Origin of the sequence: Streptomyces venezuelae, from assembly GCF_008642335.1 — a bacterium.
GTDB lineage: Bacteria > Actinomycetota > Actinomycetes > Streptomycetales > Streptomycetaceae > Streptomyces > Streptomyces venezuelae_F.
In genome coordinates this window covers 4,054,828-4,075,715 of the sequence record NZ_CP029191.1, presented here as the reverse complement: position 1 = coordinate 4,075,715, position 20,888 = coordinate 4,054,828, and the positions used below count along the sequence as shown (strand labels likewise).

The 20,888-nt window shown below is 69.2% G+C and carries 19 protein-coding genes and 2 tRNA genes; 8 read left to right on the top strand and 13 right to left on the bottom strand.

The features are described 5' to 3' along the window. Positions 1-175: 175 nt before the first annotated feature. Positions 176-889 (bottom strand): class E sortase, encoded by a 714-nt coding sequence (locus DEJ49_RS18350; RefSeq protein WP_150188315.1) that lies wholly within the window; start codon positions 887-889, stop codon positions 176-178. A 34-nt stretch (positions 890-923) separates the two neighbouring features. Beyond that, positions 924-1,694 (bottom strand): DUF881 domain-containing protein, encoded by a 771-nt coding sequence (locus DEJ49_RS18345; protein ID WP_150185116.1) that lies wholly within the window; start codon positions 1,692-1,694, stop codon positions 924-926. A gap of 142 nt (positions 1,695-1,836) precedes the next feature. On the opposite strand from DEJ49_RS18345, the gene crgA reads away from it, so the two are divergent. Next, positions 1,837-2,094: a cell division protein CrgA gene (gene crgA, locus DEJ49_RS18340; RefSeq protein ID WP_055563960.1), complete on the top strand. Its 258-nt coding sequence runs from the start codon at positions 1,837-1,839 to the stop codon at positions 2,092-2,094. 242 nt (positions 2,095-2,336) lie between these two features. Here the strand turns inward: crgA and DEJ49_RS18335 are convergent, their stop codons facing one another. Then, on the bottom strand, positions 2,337-3,233 hold the full coding sequence (locus DEJ49_RS18335) for a rhomboid family intramembrane serine protease (protein ID WP_150185115.1): 897 nt from the start codon (positions 3,231-3,233) through the stop codon (positions 2,337-2,339). Between the two features lie 122 nt (positions 3,234-3,355). Next, positions 3,356-3,889 carry a peptidylprolyl isomerase gene (locus tag DEJ49_RS18330; RefSeq protein WP_150185114.1) on the bottom strand — a complete coding sequence of 178 codons (534 nt, stop codon included), beginning with the start codon at positions 3,887-3,889 and terminating at the stop codon, positions 3,356-3,358. 301 nt (positions 3,890-4,190) lie between these two features. Here DEJ49_RS18330 and DEJ49_RS18325 point away from each other — a divergent pair, with 301 nt between their 5' ends. The 4 genes from DEJ49_RS18325 (at position 4,191) to DEJ49_RS18310 (ending at position 7,758) form a co-directional block, all read left to right on the top strand. Next, entirely contained in the window at positions 4,191-4,910 is a 720-nt protein-coding gene (locus tag DEJ49_RS18325; RefSeq protein ID WP_150188314.1) for a DUF5324 family protein, read from the top strand. 147 nt (positions 4,911-5,057) lie between these two features. Beyond that, positions 5,058-6,548: an aminotransferase class I/II-fold pyridoxal phosphate-dependent enzyme gene (locus tag DEJ49_RS18320; RefSeq protein ID WP_150185113.1), complete on the top strand. Its 1,491-nt coding sequence runs from the start codon at positions 5,058-5,060 to the stop codon at positions 6,546-6,548. 4 nt (positions 6,549-6,552) lie between these two features. Next, positions 6,553-7,116 carry a flavin reductase family protein gene (locus DEJ49_RS18315; RefSeq protein WP_411757173.1) on the top strand — a complete coding sequence of 188 codons (564 nt, stop codon included), beginning with the start codon at positions 6,553-6,555 and terminating at the stop codon, positions 7,114-7,116. A gap of 180 nt (positions 7,117-7,296) precedes the next feature. Next, positions 7,297-7,758 (top strand): pyridoxamine 5'-phosphate oxidase family protein, encoded by a 462-nt coding sequence (locus DEJ49_RS18310; RefSeq protein ID WP_223833197.1) that lies wholly within the window; start codon positions 7,297-7,299, stop codon positions 7,756-7,758. 71 nt (positions 7,759-7,829) lie between these two features. On the opposite strand, the gene DEJ49_RS18305 is transcribed toward DEJ49_RS18310, so the two are convergent. Then, positions 7,830-7,902 (bottom strand) — tRNA-Ala (locus DEJ49_RS18305). 181 nt (positions 7,903-8,083) lie between these two features. Between DEJ49_RS18305 and DEJ49_RS18300 the strand changes: the two genes are divergently transcribed. Beyond that, positions 8,084-8,632, top strand: a complete 549-nt coding sequence (locus DEJ49_RS18300) for a helix-turn-helix domain-containing protein (protein ID WP_055527494.1) — start codon at positions 8,084-8,086, stop codon at positions 8,630-8,632. Positions 8,633-8,680: 48 nt separating this feature from the next. Then, entirely contained in the window at positions 8,681-10,315 is a 1,635-nt protein-coding gene (locus DEJ49_RS18295) for a serine/threonine-protein kinase (RefSeq protein WP_150185112.1), read from the top strand. 27 nt (positions 10,316-10,342) lie between these two features. Here DEJ49_RS18295 and DEJ49_RS18290 read toward each other — a convergent pair whose 3' ends face one another. After that, the gene (locus DEJ49_RS18290; RefSeq protein WP_150185111.1) at positions 10,343-11,725 is read right to left on the bottom strand and encodes a hypothetical protein; all 1,383 of its coding nucleotides are present in this window, start codon (positions 11,723-11,725) and stop codon (positions 10,343-10,345) included. 414 nt (positions 11,726-12,139) lie between these two features. Next, complete coding sequence (locus DEJ49_RS18285; protein WP_003999697.1) at positions 12,140-12,268, bottom strand: DLW-39 family protein; 129 nt, start codon at positions 12,266-12,268, stop codon at positions 12,140-12,142. Positions 12,269-12,594: 326 nt separating this feature from the next. Here DEJ49_RS18285 and DEJ49_RS18280 point away from each other — a divergent pair, with 326 nt between their 5' ends. Continuing rightward, positions 12,595-12,924: a DUF6344 domain-containing protein gene (locus DEJ49_RS18280; RefSeq protein WP_150185110.1), complete on the top strand. Its 330-nt coding sequence runs from the start codon at positions 12,595-12,597 to the stop codon at positions 12,922-12,924. Positions 12,925-13,149: 225 nt separating this feature from the next. Here the strand turns inward: DEJ49_RS18280 and DEJ49_RS18275 are convergent. The 6 genes from DEJ49_RS18275 to recF all read right to left on the bottom strand — a co-directional run bounded on the left by DEJ49_RS18275 (position 13,150) and on the right by recF (position 20,851). Continuing rightward, positions 13,150-13,226: transfer RNA gene (locus DEJ49_RS18275), tRNA-Ile, on the bottom strand. Positions 13,227-13,323: 97 nt separating this feature from the next. Further along, positions 13,324-14,154 carry a DUF3566 domain-containing protein gene (locus DEJ49_RS18270; RefSeq protein ID WP_150185109.1) on the bottom strand — a complete coding sequence of 277 codons (831 nt, stop codon included), beginning with the start codon at positions 14,152-14,154 and terminating at the stop codon, positions 13,324-13,326. Positions 14,155-14,172: 18 nt separating this feature from the next. Then, positions 14,173-16,776 (bottom strand): DNA gyrase subunit A, encoded by a 2,604-nt coding sequence (gene gyrA, locus DEJ49_RS18265; protein ID WP_150185108.1) that lies wholly within the window; start codon positions 16,774-16,776, stop codon positions 14,173-14,175. A 43-nt stretch (positions 16,777-16,819) separates the two neighbouring features. Continuing rightward, positions 16,820-18,889: a DNA topoisomerase (ATP-hydrolyzing) subunit B gene (gene gyrB, locus DEJ49_RS18260; protein WP_150185107.1), complete on the bottom strand. Its 2,070-nt coding sequence runs from the start codon at positions 18,887-18,889 to the stop codon at positions 16,820-16,822. 265 nt (positions 18,890-19,154) lie between these two features. Further along, a complete protein-coding gene (locus DEJ49_RS18255; RefSeq protein ID WP_150185106.1) occupies positions 19,155-19,733 on the bottom strand; it encodes a DUF721 domain-containing protein in 579 nt (192 codons plus the stop codon). Continuing rightward, entirely contained in the window at positions 19,730-20,851 is a 1,122-nt protein-coding gene (recF, locus tag DEJ49_RS18250; protein WP_150185105.1) for a DNA replication/repair protein RecF, read from the bottom strand. Before recF ends, DEJ49_RS18255 begins: the two co-directional genes overlap by 4 nt. Positions 20,852-20,888: the final 37 nt, after the last annotated feature.

Here is a 20,888-nt window from a genome sequence, read left to right as displayed (position 1 = left end):
CGGCTCCGCCCACGGGAAGATGTACTGGAACAGCACATAGACCACGGCGAGGACGAGCACCAGGGAAATCAGTGCCCTCACCCATGCGTTTCCCGGCAGATGCCGCCAGATCCAGCCGTACATGCCGTCCCTTCCGTCGCGTACGGCCAGGCCTCCCTCGCCGTACCGCACCAGACTAACGGCGCAGTGCCTCCGGTTTCCCGGCCTCCACGGGCTGGGTCGCGTCCAGATGTGCCCAGACGATCAGCCGGTGGCTGTGGCCCCACTCTGGTTCGCAGGTCGTAAGGGTGAGGTAGCGGCCCGGGCCGTCATAGCCGGATTTGCGCGGCACGGGATCGATGACGTCGATGTCGCCGGGGAGCGTCTTGTAGGGCTTCTTGTCGATGCGGTACGTGAACCAGGTCGCGCCGTCGGTGAGCACCACGGGATCGCCGGGTCGCAGTTTCGGGAAGTCCTTGAAGGGGTCGCCGTAGGTGCGGCGGTGACCCGCCACGGCGAAGTTGCCCTTCTGGCCGAGGCGGGCGGTGGAGGCGTAGTGGCCGAGGCCCTTCTTGAGGACGTCGGTTCCGGTGCCGTGGAGCACGGGCTTGTTCCACGTGAAACCAAAGCGCGGGATGTACATGACCGCGAAGGCCTTGCCGTCTTTGTAAGGGGCCGGTTTGTCGGAGGCCTGGTCGTCCGACGAGCCCGTCGAGGTCTCGGTCGGCTTGCCGTCCGTCCCCGTGGAGACCGCCCCCTGCGCCCACCGGTCCTGCAGCTCGTCGATCTGGCTGTCCATGGCGTTGTCGGCCTTCACGCCGGTCCAGAACAGGACGTAGACGACGAAGAGCACGATCAGCGTGCCGACGGTGATGCACAGTTCGCTGAACGTCCTGACCAGCACGCGCACGGACACGGGTCCCCCCAGGTGCGGCTGTCCGCGGCTACTCCGCGGGCTTCGCGTAGTGGAGATCCACTGTGCCCGAGTAGCCGGGAAGAGTCACCGCTCCGTCGTCGTCCACTTTCCAGCCGAGACCGTACGCATTGACGTACAGCATGTAGTTCTGGATCTCGGGAGAGGCCGTGAGGGCGGTCCTGAGCTTGTCGGGATCGCCGACCGCGGTCACCTTGTACGGCGGGGAGTAGACGCGGCCCTGCAGGATCAGGGTGTTGCCGACGCAGCGCACGGCGCTGGTGGAGATCAGGCGCTGGTCCATGACCTTGATGCCCTTGGCACCGCCCTTCCACAGGGCGTTGACCACGGCCTGGAGGTCCTGCTGGTGGATGACCAGGTCGTTGGGCTGGGGCTCGGGGTAGCCGGGGAGCTTGGCGGTGGCGTCGGGCGGGGCGTCGGCGAGGGTGACCGTGACCGCCTTGCCCTTGAGCTTCTTGGTGCCGGCGTTCTCCTCGAGCGCCTGGAGCCGGGCGTCGTCCGCCTTGGTGCCGCCGCCGTCGCGCTGGGCGAGCGATTCGACGTCGTCGCGCAGGTTGCCGTTGGACTCGTCGAGGGCGCCGTTCTTGTGGCTGCGCTCCTGAATCAGGTCCGAGAGTTTCAGCAGCGAGGCGTCGGTACGAATGTTGGTGCCCTTGGCCGTGTTGAAACTGGTGAAGAAGATCAGCCCGGCGAGAGCGAAAACAGCACCCGTAAGCACCCGAACCGGACGCCATCGGGGGCGACGAACGGGACCTTTGTGGGAGTCGGCAGAATTGCTCAACGTACCCTTATCTCCTTCGACGCCGCGGAAGCACTACGCTAACGGACGCCCGGGGGAGGCTTCAGCTCCCCGTGACGTCCCGCCCGGCGCCAGACACCAGTTACCTGCGCGGCCACGCAGCGCATCGACAGGAGAGACCCTCGTGCCGAAGTCACGTATCCGCAAGAAGGCAGACGACTACACGCCGCCGCCCGCGAAGAAGGCGACGAACATCAAGCTGACCAACCGCAGCTGGGTGGCTCCGGTGATGCTGGCGATGTTCCTCATCGGTCTCGCCTGGATCGTCGTCTTCTACGTCACAGACGGGAAGCTGCCGATCGATCCGCTGGGCAACTGGAACATCGTGGTGGGCTTCGGCTTCATCGCCGCGGGGTTCGGCGTCTCCACCCAGTGGAAGTAGCCTTCCCCGGCTGAACGCAAGCCCTGCCCTGAGTTATCCACAGCGCTATCCACATGGGGAAAAGGTCTGAAGATCTGTGGATAACCTTCGGCCGGTTGACGCCGGTGTGACTGGCCGATCGGAACTCTGTTCGCCGCTCGCCCCTTGTCCTTCCTGGGGAAACCCAGGTCAGCGACAGGGGGCACGGTTGTTCCCCACGGCATGCACAAGATCCGCCACACGCTGTGGACAACGTCGGTACGTCAGGTGAGCTCGGCGGTCCGCACGATGACCATGACCACCGTGGCGAGCAGCACCAGCGCACAGCTGCCGTACTGGATGAGGTTCCGCCGCTCGCGGGGCGCGTGGACCATGGCGTAACCGACGATGAGGCCGCCGGCGAGCCCACCGACGTGTGCCTGCCACGCGATGTTGGGCCACCAGATGGTGATCGCCATGTTGATGGCCAGGAGCGCGATCACCGGCCGCATGTCGTAGTTCAGGCGCCGCATCAGGATGGCGGTCGCTCCGAAGAGGCCGAAGATGGCGCCGGACGCTCCGAGAGAGGGCTGGTTCGGCTCCGCGAGGAGATACGTCAGCGCGCCGCCCGCGAGACCCGAAGCCGCGTAGAGCGCGAGGTAGCGGACGCGGCCGAGCGCGGCTTCCAGCGGGCCGCCGATCCACCACAGGCTGAGCATGTTGAACGCGATGTGCATGTAGCTGCTGTGCAGGAACATCGCCGTCACCAGGCGGTACCACTGGCCCTCGGCGATGCCCTCGACCGTGCCGAACTCCGGGACGAAAGCCCGGCCCAGCAGGTCGAAGCGGTCGGTGAAGCTGTCCCCCACCGTCAGCTGCACGAGGAACAGGGCGAGGTTCAGCCCGATCAGGATCTTGGTGACCAGACGCGGGTCGGCGGCGACCGTGCCGCCCGCGACCGTGCGCGGCTGGTTGGCCGTCGGCGCGTGGCCGGTGCCCGAACCGCCGCGGACGCACTCGGGGCACTGGAAGCCGACCGAGGCACTGATCATGCATTCGGGGCAGATGGGGCGCTCACAGCGCGTGCAGGTGATGCCGGTCTCCCGGTCCGGATGCCGGTAGCAGGAGGGCACGCCCGACGCTCCCTGTGGCTCCTTCGGGCTGCCTGGCGCCTGGTCCATGGGGTCCCCTCAATCTCCGTACGAAGGCACTGCGACGGCACACGTGGCAACGCGCCGCCCCGCCCTTCCTTACGGATGGGCGGGGCGGTTTGGTTCCCTCGCTGAACGCGCGGGTACGCAGGTCAGGCGTCGCGGGTCTCGATGACCACGGACTCGATGACCACGTCGTTCACCGGGCGGTCGGTGCGCGGGTTGGTCTGGGTGCCACCGATGGCGTCCACGACCTTCTTGCTGGCGTCGTTGGCGACCTCGCCGAAGATCGTGTGCTTGCGCGTCAGCCACGCCGTCGGCGCGACCGTCACGAAGAACTGCGAGCCGTTGGTGCCCGGACCCGCGTTGGCCATCGCCAGCAGGTACGGCTTGTCGAAGGCGAGGTCCGGGTGGAACTCGTCCTCGAACTCGTAGCCCGGGCCACCGGTGCCGTTGCCCAGCGGGTCGCCGCCCTGGATCATGAAGCCGCTGATCACCCGGTGGAAGACGGTGCCGTCGTACAGGCGGTCCGAGGTCTTCTTGCCGGTCGCGGGGTGGACCCACTCGCGCTCGCCCTGAGCGAGCTCAACAAAGTTCTTGACCGTCTTGGGCGCGTGATTCGGCAGAAGCCGGACCTCGATGTCGCCCTGGTTGGTCTTCAGGGTGGCGTAAAGCTGCTCAGCCACGATCTGCCTTCCGTTGTCTTCTGTGACCCCCCGATCCTCGCACGGACCGGATTGGGACGAGTAGCCACCGACTGGGCGCGCGCCGGAGGGATCCGTGGCATTGTCGGCCGAGAGCTCTCCGCTGCAGAGATTTTGCCTGGTTCAGAGACTGAAACGCTCAGAAAAAGGAACTCAGGATGCCGGGGTCAGCTTCCATGACCCGGATGCCCGCCCTCGCATGTCATCGGAGCGATCCGAAAGGCATGATCCCTGAAAGGGTGGAAAGGTGACATACCTATACGCCACCGAGGAGGAGGATCCCGTGACCCGCATCGACAGCGTGCGCGCCGCGACCGGCTCGGCCAAGGACAGCGTGCGTCACGCCGCGGACGCGGTGGCACCTTACGCCGACACGGCCAAGGACCGGGCCACTCACTACGCCCACGAAGCGCGCGTACGACTCGCACCCAAGGTGTCCTCTGCTGCCCAGCAGGCCGCCGAACAGGCCCGCGTGCAGTACAGCGCCCACGTCGCCCCCCGTGTCGAGCAGGCCCGCACCCATGTGCCGCCGAAGGTCGACCACGCCGCGCACGAAGCAGCTGCCCGCACCCGCAAGGCCGCTCGCCAGGCCGCCGACTACTCCAGGCCCCGCATCGAGCAGGCGGTCGCCGCCGCCCAGCCCGTCCGCGAGGAGGCCACCTCGCGTGGAACGGCGGCTCTCGCCGCGCTGCGCGGCCAGGTCTCGGCGAAGGAGATCCAGCGGCTGGCCCGCAAGCACGAGCGCCGGGCCAAGAGGGGCCGTCTCGCCAAGCGGCTCGCCGTCCTCGGCCTGCTCGCAGGCGGTGCCGTGGCCGCGTGGAAGTGGTGGGACAAGCAGGCCAACCCCGACTGGCTGGTCGAGCCGCCCGCTGCCACGGAGGTGCCGGACAGCACGCCGCTGACCTCGGTCGACGGCAGCGCCCAGGCAGCCCTCGACCCCGAGGTGCAGGCCAAGCAGGCGGAGGCCGAGGCCGAGGCGAAGGACCAGGACAAGCGGGGCTGACGCCGCGTACGACGTCGTGGGGCGGGGGGCCGACTGGTCTGCCCGCCCCCCGTTGTTTCACGTGAAACACCGTCTCCGGGCGGCTCCGGCTTGTCCCGCACGGGTGGTCCCTGGTTGGTGCTCGGAGGAAGGGGAACTGCTCCTGGCATGGCTGCGAACCAAAGCTTGAACCACGACGAGGCGCCTGTCCTGGAAGCGCTGGAGCGCTACCACAAGGCCGACGAGCTCGCCTTCACCCCGCCGGGCCACAAGCAGGCGCGCGGCGCCGACCCGCGGGTCAGAAAGGTGCTCGGCGAGGCGGTGTTTCTCGGCGACGTACTCGCCACGGGTGGACTCGACGACCGGCTGAGTCGCCACCAGATCCTGGAACGTGCCCAACGGTTGATGGCCGACGCCGTCCACGCCGAGCACACGTTCTTCTCGACCTGCGGCAGCTCCCTGTCGGTCAAGGCGGCCATGCTCACGGTGACCGCGCCGCACCGCCGTCTGCTGGTCGGGCGTGACGCCCACAAGTCCGTGATCGCGGGCCTGATCCTCTCGGGCGTCGAGCCCGTCTGGGTGGAACCCGCCTGGGACCCCGAGCGCCACATCGCCCACCCGCCGCCGGCCGAGGCGTTCGAGAAGGCCTTCGCCGCCCACCCCGACGCCGACGGCGCGCTGGTCACCAGCCCCACGCCCTACGGCTCCGCCGCCGACCTCGGCGGCATCGCCGACGTGTGCCACCGGCGCGGCAAGCCCCTGATCGTCGACGAGGCCTGGGGCGCGCACCTGCCCTTCCACAGCGATCTGCCGACTTGGGCGATGGACGCGGGCGCCGACATCTGCGTGACCAGCGTCCACAAGATGGGCAGCGGCCTCGAACAAGGCTCGGTCTTCCACCTCCAGGGCGACCTGATCGACCCCGCCGTCCTCGCGTCCCGCGCGGACCTCCTCGGGACCACCAGCCCCTCCGTCCTGCTCTACGCCGGGCTGGACGGGTGGCGCCGACAGATGGTCCAGCACGGCGAGCGGCTCCTCGGCGACGTCCTGGACCTGGCCGCCCACACCCGTGCCGCGATCGAGGAGATCGACGGTCTGCACGTCGACGACGCCGACGACTACTGCGGACCCGGCCGTGCGGCCGACCTGGACCCGCTGCCCGTCGTGATGGACCTCTCCGCGCTCGGCACCACGGGGTACGCCGCCGCCGACTGGCTGCGCGAGCACCACCACATCGACATGCACCTCTTCGACCACCGCCGGATCAGCGCCCAGCTCACCTACGCCGACGACGAGGCCACCACCACACGCCTCCTCGACGCGCTGCGCGACCTGTCCAGGCACGCCGACGAACTGGGCGACGCCCCGCAGGTCGACGTCCCCAGCCCCGGCGACCTGCGGATGCCCCAGGCGGACCTGCCCCGCGACGCCTACTTCGCCCGCCCCGAGGACGTCCCCGTGGACGAGGCGGCAGGACGCATCGCCGCGGAGATGATCACCCCGTATCCGCCGGGCATCCCCGTCGTCCTGCCCGGCGAGCGGCTGACGGAGCCCGTCCTGACCTATCTGCGGTCGGGCGTACGCGCCGGCATGAACCTTCCCGACGCGGCCGACAGCTCGCTGGAGACGGTGCGCGTCGTACGAGACGAGGGACGGTAGGGGCGTGGCCCGCAACGTGGAGAACGCGGACGACACGGACGGCCTGAACGGAGCGGACGGTCCGGACGACGTGGCCAAGGGCATCGCGGCCTTCACCGCACTCGCGGACTCGTCCGTGTACGTCGTCACCGCCGTGGCGGACGGACAGCGCGCGGGCTGCCTGGTCGGCTTCGCGAGCCAGTGCTCCCTGGAGCCCGTCCGGTTCGCCGTATGGCTCTCCAAGGCCAACCACACCTACCGGGTGGCCTTGGCGGCGACCGCTCTCGCCGTGCACCAGCTGCCTCGGGACCGGCACGACCTGGCGGAGCGCTTCGGATCGCTGTGCAGCGACCGGACCGACAAGTTCTCCGGACTGCCCCTGAGGGAGGGGCCGGAGGGAGCCCTCGTCCTGTCCGACGCCCTCACCTGGTTCGTCGGCCGCATCCACGACCGGTGCGACGGGGGCGATCACGTCGCGTTCCTGCTCGACCCGATCGCCGCCCACGCCCCGGCCCCGGACTCGCCCGAAGCCGGCTCGCCGCTGACGCTGCACGACGCGGGCGACATCAGCGCGGGCCATCCCGCGTGACGCGACCGGAGTGACGCGACCGGAGTGACGCGATCAGACTCACCGTTGTCCATGCTGCGCATCCACGGCCACCGATATCCGTGGTGCGTTCCGTACCGAGCACGGAGGCGGACGTCATCCCGCCCGGGTGAGGCTGGGGCCACATCACGTCCTCGGCCCACAGGAGCACCCATGGCATCCATGGCACCCATGAGCGCCTCTCCGCGTTCCCGCGCCCAGCGTCGCCACGACACCGAGCACCGGCTCGCCCACGACACCGACGTGTGGGTGGCGAGCGCGTCCCCGGAGGGCACGCCGTACCTGGTGCCGCTCTCCTTCGACTGGGACGGCGAAGCGCTGTGGTTGGCGACCCCGGCCGACAGCCCGACCGGCAGGAACCTCGCGGCCACCGGGGCCGCCCGCCTGGCCCTGGGGACCACCCGGGACGTCACCATGATCGAGGGACACGTCCAGGTCTTCGGCATCGACGAACCGCCGAGCGGACAAGCCGACCGGTTCACCGCACGCACCGGCTTCGATCCGCGCGAGCAGACCGCCCCGTACAACTGGTTCCGCATCGTCCCCCACCGCATCCAGGCCTGGCGGGAGTCGAACGAACTGCGGGGACGCGACCTCATGCGGAAGTCCGTCCGGCTCGACTGACCGGGCGGCCGCCGCGTACGAAAAATGCCCTCCGAGTCTGCGTTCCCGCAGGTCGGAGGGCATTTCCTCGGTGGAGCCTAGGGGAGTCGAACCCCTGACATCTGCCATGCAAAGACAGCGCTCTACCAACTGAGCTAAGGCCCCGCGACGGTACGCCGAACCGGAAGAATCACGTCCCGGCGTGCATCGCAGACCAGAGTACCGGGTCACCCCCCGGATCCCGCAAAAGGATTGGGGGTCCCGGTCCACGACCACTCTCCGTAAGATGCTCGACGTGGTTCGCGGCAGCGAACCGCGGTCTTAGGGGAAGCGATGGGGAGACGCAATGGACGCCGCACAACAAGACACCACCGCGAGAGCACGAGAGCTCCAGCGGAACTGGTACGGGGAGCCGCTGGGGGCGCTCTTCCGTCGCCTCATCGATGATCTGGGCCTGAACCAGGCACGCCTCGCCGGAGTCCTCGGCCTGTCCGCGCCCATGCTGTCCCAGCTGATGAGCGGTCAGCGTGCCAAGATCGGCAATCCCGCGGTCGTCCAGCGCGTCCAGCTCCTCCAGGAGCTGGCGGGCCAGGTCGCGGACGGCAGCGTGAGCGCCGCCGAGGCCACCGACCGCATGGACGAGATCAAGAAGTCGCAGGGCGGCTCCGTCCTGACCAACACCGCGCAGACGGCGACCAGTTCGGGCGCACCCACGGTCAAGCGCGTGGTGCGCGAGATCCAGTCACTGCTGCGCTCCGTCGCGGCAGCCGGCGACATCATCGATGCCGCCGACTCCCTCGCCCCGACCCACCCGGAGCTGGCAGAGTTCCTCCGGGTGTACGGCGCCGGGCGCACCGCGGACGCGGTCGCCCACTACGAGGCGCACCAGAGCTGAGCCGTCGACCGGGCCGCGCACGGCCCGGAGGGGGAGCGGAGCGCGACCATGGGTGAGGTCTTCGCCGGCCGGTACGAACTGGTCGACCCGATCGGACACGGGGGAGTCGGGGCGGTCTGGCGCTCCTGGGACCACAGGCGCCGCCGCTACGTGGCCGCCAAGGTCCTCCAACAGAGCGACGCACACGCGCTGTTGCGGTTCGTCCGGGAGCAGGCACTGCGGATCGACCACCCCCATGTACTCGCGCCCGCCAGCTGGGCCGCCGACGACGACAAGGTCCTGTTCACCATGGACCTGGTCGCCGGCGGCTCGCTGGCGCACGTGATCGGGGACTACGGCCCACTCCCGCCCCAGTTCGTCTGCACCCTCCTCGACCAGCTGCTCTCCGGCCTGGCGGCCGTCCATGCCGAGGGCGTCGTCCACCGTGACATCAAACCGGCCAACATCCTGCTGGAAGCGACCGGTGCGGGGCGTCCTCACCTGCGCGTGTCCGACTTCGGCATCTCGATGCGGAAGGGCGAGCCCCGGCTGACCGAGACCGACTACGTCGTCGGTACGCCCGGCTATTTCGCTCCCGAACAAATGCTGGGCGCCGAACCGGACTTCACCGCCGACCTCTTCGCCGTCGGCCTCGTCGCCCTGTACCTCCTGGAAGGCGCCAAGCCGGACGCCAAGGCACTGATCGAGTACTTCGCCGAACACGGCACGCCACGGGCCCCTCAGGGCATTCCCGAGCCCCTCTGGCAGGTCATCGCCACCCTGCTCCAGCCGGATCCCCAGACGCGCTTCCGCACGGCCACGGGTGCGCGCAAGGCCCTCGCCTCCGCCGCGGAAATGCTGCCCGAGCCGGGCCCGGACGACGAGCTCATCGAAATTTTCGACCAACTCGCCCCCCTGCCCGCCGGTTTCGGCCCCCACGGCCCCGACGACACCACCGGCCCCCACGGTCGAACAACCAGCTCAGACACCTCGCGCATCCCCACTTCACCCCCGCAGTCACACGCACACCGGGCCGCGCACTCGCGCCCGCGCTCCGCACCTCGCCACGCGCGCCCCGCCACCGCGCCCGAGGTACCCGAAGCGCCCTCTGTGCCGCCCCCGCCTCCACACCTGCCGCCACCGGCAACGGACCCCACGCCCACGTCCGGGCCGCCCGCCCCTGGACCGGCATACACAGCCGGCTTCCCGTCGGCTCAGCCCTTACAGGCCGCCGAACAGGCCGAACCGGGCGTACAGGTCGTACAGCCCGTACAGCCCACGCCTCCGGAACCACCGCAGCCCCGCTACGCCCCGCAGCCACCGCACACCCCGCCTGCGCAGCAGCCGTCTTCTCTTCCACCTCCCCAGCCGTCGACTCCCCCCACTCCGCTGCCTCTGCGGGCACCCGGCCCCGACCCCGCACACGCCGTGACGTCGTCGGCCCGCCGCGGCCACGCCCTGGCCCCCGCCGTCGCTGGTGCCTCGGCTCATCCGTACACCGCTCAAGCCGCCCAGGTCGCGTATCCGAACCCTCCGAACCCTCCGATCCCGCAGCTGCACGCGGCACCCCACGCCGCTACGCACGCCGCCCCGCTTCCGGCCCCCGGGCGGCGTCCCGGGCCACCCGCGAAGGTGGCGGTCCCGATGCTGCTCGTGGCGCTGGCCTGCCTCGCGATAGGCGTCTGGGCGCTCACGCAGCTCTGAGGCCCTGACTGCCCGGAGCTCCGATGTTCAGAACCGCTCTTGCGGCGGCCCGAACCGCGCAGCCGCCCCCGCTCTGCGTCGAGCGACCAGCGTCCACACCCCGAGAATCCCGAGCAGCACCACTCCGGTCCCGATCCCGCCGACGGCGATCACCGCCATCAGCTCGTCGTCGCGCCCACCACCGCCTCCCCCGGCACCGTCCCCGGCCGCCGCCGTCTCTCCCCGCTGCGCAGCCTCCGCATCGCGCTCGGACACGCCGAAGTCGTCGGCGGGCCGCGGTGACCCCGCGTAGGCGGGCCCCGGCCGCGGCGAGCCGTCGACGTCCACTCTCAACGTCAGGTCCAGCGGCGCCTCGCCGAACTTCTCCGCGACGTCGGGGCTGAGGTGGACCGACACGTAGTACCAGCCGGCGAACCGCATCGCGGCCACTTCGTCGGTGAGGGCGAAGCGGTTCTCGTACGCGACCGGGGGCAGCGGGTCCAGGGACGACGACTTCTGTTTGCCGTCGTACGCGGTGTCGGAGTCCTCGACCCGGGCGCGCACGGGGTTGTGGAGCGCGGTGACCAACGCGGACGAGACGTACCCCCTGTCCCGGTCGGGCCCGAACCCCGTCGCCCCGGTTCCGGCCCCGCGCCCGGTCGAACTGCCGAGCTCCGCGGTGACGGAGATCTGCTGCCCCCAATCGACCGGCACGCGATAGAAAAGGGTCTCTCCGGGCTCGATACCGGCCCCCCAGACCCCCTTCTCCAGTCCTCGCGCATCGTTGAAGCTCGTGCCACCCCCGCGCAGCACGCGCGCTCCGGAAGGCGGCACGGGGGACGCGGAATTCCACGCCCGTGGCGGCACGGTCGCACCGTCCTTCCGCAGCACGGGTTCTGACGCCACGTGGAGTTCCAGGTCCCAGTCCTCCCGGGCGGTCGCCGACCGGACGGTCCCCGACGATCTGGTCCGCTCGACGAGCACGTAATACGTACCGGCGCCCATACAGCTCTTCTCGCCGGTACCGACCCTCCGCGCCGCCGTGGCGGTGATCGGACGCGGGCTCTCCGAGGAGCCGAACCGCGCTTCTTCCGCATCCAGGGGACTGCAGTTGTTGCCGTCGGAGTCCTGGACGGACACCTCGATCCCGTCGGCGTAGGAGACGACGGCGTCGGCCTTCGGGAGGGCTGTCACCGACACGTACGCGTTCTCCGCCGCCTTCAGCTCCAGACGGTAAAAACGCTGTCCCACGCGCGGGAGGGAGCTCTTGTACGTCCGGCCGGGGGCAAGCCGGGGTCCTTCGACGCTGTTCATCGCACCCTCGACGGTCTCGGCCCCTTCGGCGAAGGCGTACGGGGAGGGAGGGTCGGACACGCCCGCGGCCGCCGCAGGTCCAGGGAGCAGCGCCACCACGCACAGCGCGGCAGCCACCGCCGCTGCCGGAGCGGCTCGCCCTAACCCTGAGCCCAGCCCCAGGCACCCCTCCAGCCGCCGCCCCATCACACCTCACCCCTCGCCGAACCGAACCGAATCACCCGAACAACCAACCCGACCGATCCCAGCCGCCTTACCCGTCCCACCAGTCCCGACTGTCCCACCAGTCCCGACCGTCCTGCCCGCCCTGCTCGTCCCGTCCGTCCTGCCCGTCCGACGCGGCACGGACACCACCACGAACGGGCCACCGACGCAACCGCGCCACCCCCGCCATTCACAGCCGCAACCGTTCTATTCGCAGAGGCGAACCGGAAGAGGAGAAGCGTCCGACACCGACCCCTCAGGCGTCCGGACAGCACAAAGCCCCGGCCGCAAAAGCGACCGGGGCTTGTGAAGTGACTGTGTCGGTACTCACGAACCCGTGGGCACGGAGTCAGTCGCCTCCGTCCACAGATCCTGCTCGGCGCGATCCGCCTGGATCTGGCGGTACACGAGGAGCCCGCCGATGGCGGCCAGTGCGACCAGGAGAAGCTTCTTCACCGCGCGACCTCGTCTTTCCTTGACGTAGGGGACTTCTGGCGCCCGACTATACACACCGAGCGATATCGATCGGTGACCTGGTTGGACCTCAACTCGGGGCCCCCTGAGAGCAGTAGAAACGGACCCGACAGCTCCGCGGGGCGCTCCGTCGGCAGCCCTCATCCACTGTGACTTTCGCCGCTTTGCCCCTTTCTCGGCGCCCTTGGGGCCATCCGGGTGGTGTTCATCTGAACATCGACGCGCCACGAGCGTCGGTCCACCACTCTCGGCCCCGCATACACATGATGAGGAAAGTACGCAAATCGCCCAACCCGAAATGAGGGGCAATGACCGGCAACAAGGCCATGAAGCTCTGGACCACGATCGTCACCGCGTTCCTCGCGCTCTTCGCCGCGATGGGTCTCACCACGACGGCAAACGCGGCCACGGCCGTACAGGAGACCACGAACGCGCGCAACGCCACGGTGTGCGCGCCCACGCCGACGATGGCGCTCTGGTCGGCCGCCTACGAACGGTCCTTGCCCCCGACGATGAAGCAGCGCATCCGCGCCGAGGCACACGGCTCGTCCCCCAGCTGCCGGCACCTGCCCACGACGGACACCGAGGCCGAGACCGACGCCACCGCGCAGGAACCAGGCCTGGCCCCGGAGCCGTAACCCCGGACCCACCCCCAGGGCCCACGCCCTGAACCTGAACCCCAGAAGACCCCCGGCCACCACAGGCCGGGGGTCTTCTCGCATGTACGACGCCCCGGCGGAGACCAGAAGCCGACTACCGGGCGCCCATGAACACCCCAGCGGCACCCATGAACACCCCCAGCCCCCTAGACCTCACCGGAAAACGCCAGAACCCCCAACCGTGACCGGTTGGGGGTTCCGTGCTGGTGGGGCTAACAGGATTTGAACCTGTGGCCTCATCCTTATCAGGGATGCGCTCTAACCAACTGAGCTATAGCCCCGCCGCGCTGCGGTGTGTGTCCCGCGCGCTGACCTCTGAAGATTAGCGCACCTGAGGGCCAGTCCCAAAATCGATACCCGCGCGCGGGGGAGCGAGGACTATTCGTCCTCGGCAAGGGTCAGCTCGACGCCGCCCACGAAGCCCGCGGAGAGGTTGTAGATGAAGGCGCCCAGCGTCGCGAGAGCGGTCGCCAGCACGACGTCGATGACCGCGATGATCGTCGTGAACATCAGGACGCGCGGCAGCGACAGGAAGGACTGGAGGTCGAAGCCGTTGGACTCGTTCGACCCCGTGGCCTCGGAGATCGTGCCGCCCACCGTCGAGAAGACGCCCATCGCGTCCATGACCATCCACAGGACGGCCGCCGCGACGATCGTGCAGATGCCGAGCGCGATGGAGAGCAGGAAGCTGACCTTCATCACCGACCACGGGTCGGCCTTGGCCACCCGCAGGCGCGCCTTGCGCGTGCGCGGGGTCGTGCGCGCCCCCGTGCGCGGTCGGCGCACCGCGCCCGTCTGGGAGCCCTGCTGGTACGCCTGCGGCGGGTGGTACGGCTGCGAGGACTGGGCCGACTGCTGCTGAGGCTGACGCTCCCCGGGCAGCGCCCCGCTCGCGCCACCAGCGCCCCGCGCACCGCCGACGCCACTCGCGGCACCATCGGCACCCGAGCCGCTCGCCCCGCCCCCGCCGACCCCCTGCTTGCCTCTGTTCTTGTTCTTGCTCTTGCCTTTGCCCTTGCCCGCCGCGTACGCCGTGTCGTACTGGTCGGAAGTCTGACCAGAAGTCCCTGGCCCTCGGGTGTCCGTCACAGTCCCCCCCTGGGATCCATGAGACTCGTCGGAGTCGTGTGCATCAGTGGCGGAGCCACGGGCACCATCCGTGCCGGTAGTGCCGGTTCGATTTGCCCCGGCGCCCGTGGCTCCGCTCACGATGACTCACTCCTCGCGCTACTCGGCCGAGGAGTCCACGCCCTCGTCCGTACCGGTGGCCGGCTCGGCGGTGTCCGATTCGTCGACGACGATGTCCCCGTCGACTTCCTCGGCCTCGCGCCCGGCCTCGGCGTTACGTGCGATGCCGACCACGGCATCGCGCTTGCCCAGGTTGATCAGTTGGACGCCCATGGTGTCACGGCCCGTCTCCCTGACCTCGTTGACTCGCGTACGAATCACACCGCCGGACAGCGTGATGGCGAGGATCTCGTCGGTCTCCTCGACCACCAGGGCACCGACGAGCTCGCCGCGGTCCTCCACGATCTTGGCGGCCTTGATGCCGAGGCCACCGCGACCCTGAACGCGGTACTCGTCGACGTTGGTTCGCTTTGCGTACCCACCGTCGGTGGCAGTGAACACGAACGTACCTGGACGAACGACATTCATCGAGAGCAGTTCGTCGCCGTCGCGGAAACTCATTCCCTTGACGCCCGAAGTGGCGCGGCCCATCGGGCGCAGCGCGTCGTCCGTTGCGGTGAACCTGATCGACTGGGCCTTCTTGCTGATGAGCAGCAGGTCGTCCTCGGAGGAGACCAGCTCGGCGCCGATCAGCTCATCGTCCGAACCGTCCTCCGTCTCACGGAGGTTGATGGCGATGACACCGCCGGAGCGGGGCGAGTCGTAGTCCTTGAGCGGTGTCTTCTTTACGAGGCCGCCCTTTGTGGCGAGAACCAGGTAGGGCACCGCTTCGTAGTCACGGATCGCGAGGATCTCGGCGATCTGCTCGTCCGGCTGGAAGGCGAGCAGGTTCGCCACGTGCTGGCCGCGGGCCTCGCGGCCGGCGTCCGGCAGTTCGTAAGCCTTCGCGCGGTAGACGCGGCCCTTGTTCGTGAAGAACAGCAGCCAGTGGTGTGTCGTCGACACGAAGAAGTGGTCGACGATGTCGTCCTGCTTCAGCTTCGTGCCGCGCACGCCCTTGCCGCCGCGCTTCTGCGAGCGGTAGTCCTCGGTCTTGGTGCGCTTGATGTAGCCACCGCGCGTGATGGTGACGACGATGTCCTCTTCGGCGATCAGGTCCTCCATGGACATGTCGCCGTCGAAGGGCACCAGGGCGGAGCGACGGTCCTCGCCGAACTTGTCGACGATCGCCGCGAGCTCCTCGCTGATGATCTGGCGCTGCTTCTCGGGGGAGGCCAGGATCGCGTTGTACTCGTTGATCTTCGCCTGGAGCTCGTCGTGCTCCGCGACGATCTTCTGACGCTCCAGGGCGGCGAGGCGGCGCAGCTGCATCTCGAGGATCGCGTTCGCCTGGATCTCGTCGATCGCCAGGAGGCCCATCAGGCCCTCGCGGGCGATGTCGACGGTCTGGCTGCCGCGGATGAGCGCGATGACCTCGTCGATGGCGTCCAGGGCCTTCAGGAGGCCACGCAGGATGTGCGCACGCTCCTCGGCCTTGCGCAGCCGGAACTTCGTGCGCCGGACGATGACCTCGACCTGGTGCGTCACCCAGTGCCGGATGAACGCGTCCAGGGAGAGGGTGCGCGGCACGCCGTCGACCAGGGCCAGCATGTTGGCGCTGAAGTTCGACTGCAGGTCGGTGTGCTTGTAGAGGTTGTTCAGCACGACCTTGGCGACCGCGTCGCGCTTCAGGACGATGACGAGGCGCTGGCCGGTGCGCGAGGACGACTCGTCGCGGACGTCGGCGATGCCGCCGACCTTGCCGTCCTTGACGAGGTCGGCGATCTTCTGCGCGAGGTTGTCCGGGTTGGTCTGGTACGGCAGCTCGGTGACGACCAGGCACTGGCGGTTCTGGATCTCCTCGACCGCGACGACCGCGCGCATCGTGATGGAGCCACGGCCCGTGCGGTACGCCTCCTCGATGCCCTTGCGGCCCACCACCAGGGCACCGGTCGGGAAGTCGGGGCCCTTGATGCGCTCGATGAGGGCGTCGAGGAGCTCCTCGTGCGAGGCCTCGGGGTGTTCGAGGGCCCACTGCGCGCCCGCCGCGACCTCGCGGAGGTTGTGCGGCGGGATGTTGGTGGCCATGCCGACCGCGATGCCCGCCGAGCCGTTGATCAGCAGGTTCGGGAAGCGCGCCGGCAGGACCGTCGGCTCCTGGTTGCGGCCGTCGTAGTTGTCCGTGAAGTCGACGGTCTCCTCGTCGATGTCACGGACCATCTCCATGGCCAGCGGCGCCATCTTGCACTCGGTGTACCGCATGGCGGCCGCCGGGTCGTTGCCCGGAGAGCCGAAGTTGCCGTTGGAGTCCACCAGCGGCATCCGCATCGACCACGGCTGGGCGAGGCGCACCAGGGCGTCGTAGATGGAGGAGTCGCCGTGCGGGTGGTACGTACCCATGACGTCGCCGACGACGCGGGCGCACTTGTAGAAGCCCTTTTCGGGGCGGTAGCCGCCGTCGTACATCGCGTACAGGACACGACGGTGGACGGGCTTCAGGCCGTCCCGTACGTCGGGCAGCGCGCGGGACACGATGACGGACATCGCGTAGTCGAGGTAGGAGCGCTGCATCTCCGTCTCGAGCCCGACGGGCTCGACACGCATGCCCACGCCGGGAACAGCGGGTTCCTCTTCGGGCGTCACAGGGGTGTTCTCGTCGGCCATTGCTGGTCAAAGTCCTTTCGAGGTGCGGCTTGTACGGGCCGACTCAGATGTCGAGGAAGCGAACGTCCTTGGCATTGCGCTGAATGAACGAGCGCCGTGCCTCGACGTCCTCTCCCATCAGCACCGAGAAGAGATCGTCGGCCTGCGCCGCGTCGTCCAGGGTGACCTGGCCGAGCACGCGGTGTTCCTGGTCCATCGTCGTGATGCGCAGCTCCTCGGCGTTCATCTCACCGAGACCCTTGAAGCGCTGGACCGAGTCGTCCTTGATGCGCTTGCCGGCCTGGCGGCCGAGCTCCACCAGGGCGTCGCGCTCGCGGTCCGAGTACGCGTACTGGAAGTCGTCCCGTGACCACTTGATCTTGTACAGCGGCGGGCGCGACAGGTAGATGTGCCCGGCCTCGACCAGCGGCCGCATGAAGCGGAACAGGAACGTCAGGAGCAGCGTGTTGATGTGCTGGCCGTCGACGTCGGCGTCCGCCATCAGGATGATCTTGTGATAGCGGAGCTTCTCGATGTCGAAGTCCTCGTGCACACCGGTGCCGAAGGCGGAGATGAGCGCCTGGACTTCCTGGTTGTGCAGGATCTTGTCGACGCGGGCCTTCTCGACGTTCAGGATCTTGCCTCGGATGGGCAGGATCGCCTGGTACATCGGGTTGCGGCCGGACTTCGCCGAACCACCGGCGGAGTCACCCTCGACGATGAAGATCTCGCACTTCGTCGGGTCGTTCGACTGGCAGTCGGAGAGCTTGCCCGGCAGGGACGCCGTCTCCAGGAGGCCCTTGCGGCGGGTCAGGTCGCGCGCCTTGCGGGCGGCGACGCGCGCGGTGGCGGCCTGGATGCCCTTGCGGATGATGTCCGCGGCCTCGTTGGGGTTGCGGTCGAACCAGTCCGTGAGGTGCTCGTGCACGACCTTCTGGACGAAGGTCTTCGCCTCCGTGTTGCCCAGCTTGGTCTTGGTCTGGCCCTCGAACTGGGGCTCGCCCAGCTTCACCGAGATGATCGCGGTCAGACCCTCGCGGATGTCCTCACCCGTGAGGTTGTCGTCCTTCTCGCGGAGCAGCTTCTTCTCGCGCGCGTAGCGGTTGACCAGGCCCGTCAGTGCGGCCCTGAAGCCCTCTTCGTGCGTACCGCCCTCGTGCGTGTGGATCGTGTTCGCGAAGGAGTACACACCTTCGGTGTACTGCGAATTCCACTGCATGGCGATCTCGGCCGAGAGCATGCGCTCCTTGTCCTCGGCCTCGACGTCGATGACGGTCGGGTGGATGACCTCACCCTTGCGGGAGTTGAGGTACTTCACGAAGTCGACGATGCCGCCTTCGTAGTGGTACGTGACCGTGCGGGCCTCGGCGGCCTCGTCGTCGGTCGCCTCGGCCGAGTCCGCACCCGCCGTGGCCTTCGCCGACTCGCGCTCATCAGTGAGTTTGATCGTCAAACCCTTGTTGAGGAACGCCATCTCCTGGAAACGCCGCGCCAGCGTCTCGAAGGAGTACTCCGTCGTCTCGAAGACGTCCGGGTCGGCCCAGAAGGTGACCGTGGTGCCCGAGTCCTCGACCGCCCCGTGCTTGGCGAGCGGGGCCGTCGGGACGCCCAGCTTGTAGTCCTGGGTCCAGCGGTAGCCGTCGCGCTTGATCTCGACCGCGAGCTTGGTCGACAGGGCGTTCACGACGGAGACGCCGACGCCGTGCAGACCACCGGAGACGGCGTATCCGCCGCCACCGAACTTGCCGCCCGCGTGGAGAACGGTCAGCACGACCTCGACGGCCGGCTTCTTCTCCACGGGGTGCATGTCGACCGGGATGCCACGGCCGTTGTCGACCACGCGCACGCCGCCGTCGGGGAGGATCGTGACGTCGATCGTGTCCGCGTGCCCCGCGAGGGCCTCGTCCACGGAGTTGTCGACGACTTCCTGCACCAGGTGGTGCAGGCCACGTTCACCGGTCGAGCCGATGTACATGCCGGGTCGCTTGCGGACCGCGTCCAGACCCTCGAGGACGGTGATCGCGCTGGCGTCGTACGAGGGCGGTGCCTCGCCGTTCTCGCCCGCGGCGGTGGACGGGATGTTCTCGTTGGGGTTGCCGGAATCGGCCACGAAGCGCCCTTTCTGGCACAGCACAAGCCAAGCTCCCGGCGGTGGCCGGAGCGGCTGCGTCGTTCAGCGATAGTCAGCGTTGCTCGGTGCGTCCCACAAGTGGGGCGGGATTAGCTTCCAGTCTACCGGTAGCGCTGACAGTGATGGGGGTTTGCCGGTACCTGAGTCCTCATGTGCCGCCCTGAACCGGCCTCGGCCGACTCCCCATATGGGGCCCAGGGCTCCAGAACGCTCACAGCGGCACTCAGCGCTTCGGGACGTCAACCCCCAGCTACCGTCGCCGACGGCCTCAGCCGTAGGTGTCCCCGGGGCCCGTGCTGCCGGGTGCGCGCAAGGGGCCGAAGCGGTGCGCGGGGCCGCCGGGACCGAGGACCTTGATGAGGCGCACGGTGCCGTGGCCGAGGTCCTCATTGAGGCGTGCGACGAGCTGTGGGGCCATGAGGCGCAGCTGGGTGGCCCATGCCGTCGAGTCGCACTGCACGGTCAGGACGCGCTCGTCCTCGTCGTACCGCTGGGGGACGCAGTGGTTCGCCAGGTCGCCGCCGACGATCTGCGGCCAGCGCCCCATCACACCGCCCACGGCGGCGGGCGTCTCCCAGCCGCGCTCGGTGATCAGGCGGTTGATCGCGGAGCCGAGCGGCAGCGGGTCACGCCCGTCGGAGCGCGCCCCGGACCGCAGTCCGCCGCGCCGGGCCTGCTTCTTCTGCTGCGCGGCATCGCCACGCGCGCGTGCCTGTTCCTTGGCGGCGCGCAGGGCGACCCTCGCGAGGTCGACGCCGGAGGGCTCGGGGGTCTTCGGGGCGGGGGTTTCCGGGGTGCCCGCGGAACCGGCCCCGGAGGCGCCCTCGAAGGGCTCTTCGGAGCTCATACGCGGTCCACCGCGCCGTCCGTCACCTGGAAGCGCGTGCCGGTGAGCACGCCCGGCACGTCGTCGTCCACGGCGGCGGTGACGAGGACCTGCTCGCCGGGGGCCACCAGCTCCGCGAGCCGCTCCCTGCGGCGGGCGTCCAGCTCCGCGAACACGTCGTCGAGGACGAGCACCGGCTCGTTGCCCTCGGCCCTCAACAGGTCGTACGAGGCGAGGCGCAGCGCCAGCGCGTACGACCAGGACTCGCCATGGCTCGCGTACCCCTTCGCGGGGAGCTGGCCCAGCTTGAGGAGCAGATCGTCGCGGTGCGGGCCGACCAGGGTGACGCCGCGCTCGATCTCCTGCTTGCGGGCCTCCTCCAGGGCGGCGGTCAGCTGCTCGTAGAGCGCTTCACGCGTGTGGCCGTCGCCGGGAGCCGACGGCTTGTACTCCAGGGAGACAGGGCCGCCGCCGGGAGCCAGCTGTTCGTACGCCTTGTCGGCGAGCGGCTGCAGCGCGGAGATCAGGTCGAGCCGCTGGGCGAGCAGCTCGGCTCCCGCGCGGGCGAGGTGCTGGTCCCAGACGTCGAGCGTGGACAGGTCCATGGTCCGGCCGCCGTGGCGCCGGGCGAGGGCGGCCGACTTCAGGAGGGTGTTGCGCTGCTTCAGGACGCGGTCGTAGTCGGAGCGGACCCCGGCCATGCGCGGGGAGCGCGCGGTGATCAGCTCGTCGAGGAAACGGCGCCGCTCACCGGGGTCGCCTTTGATCAGCGCCAGGTCCTCGGGCGCGAACAGCACCGTCCGCACGATGCCCAGCACGTCACGGGGCCTGACCTGCGACGACCTGTTGATACGGGCGCGGTTGGCCTTGCCGGGGTTGAGTTCGAGCTCGATCAGCTGCTGGCGCTCGCCCTGGCGGACCTGGGCCCTGATGACGGCGCGCTCGGCGCCCATCCGCACCAACGGGGCGTCCGAGGCGACCCGGTGGCTGCCGAGCGTGGCGAGGTAGCCCACGGCCTCGACGAGGTTGGTCTTGCCCTGGCCGTTCGGGCCCACGAACGCGGTGACGCCCGGATCGAGAGGGACCTCGACCCGGGCGTACGAGCGGAAGTCGGCCAGCGACAGATGCGTGACGTGCATGGTGTGCGCCGACCTCCCCCGGCCTACTTCTCTTGCA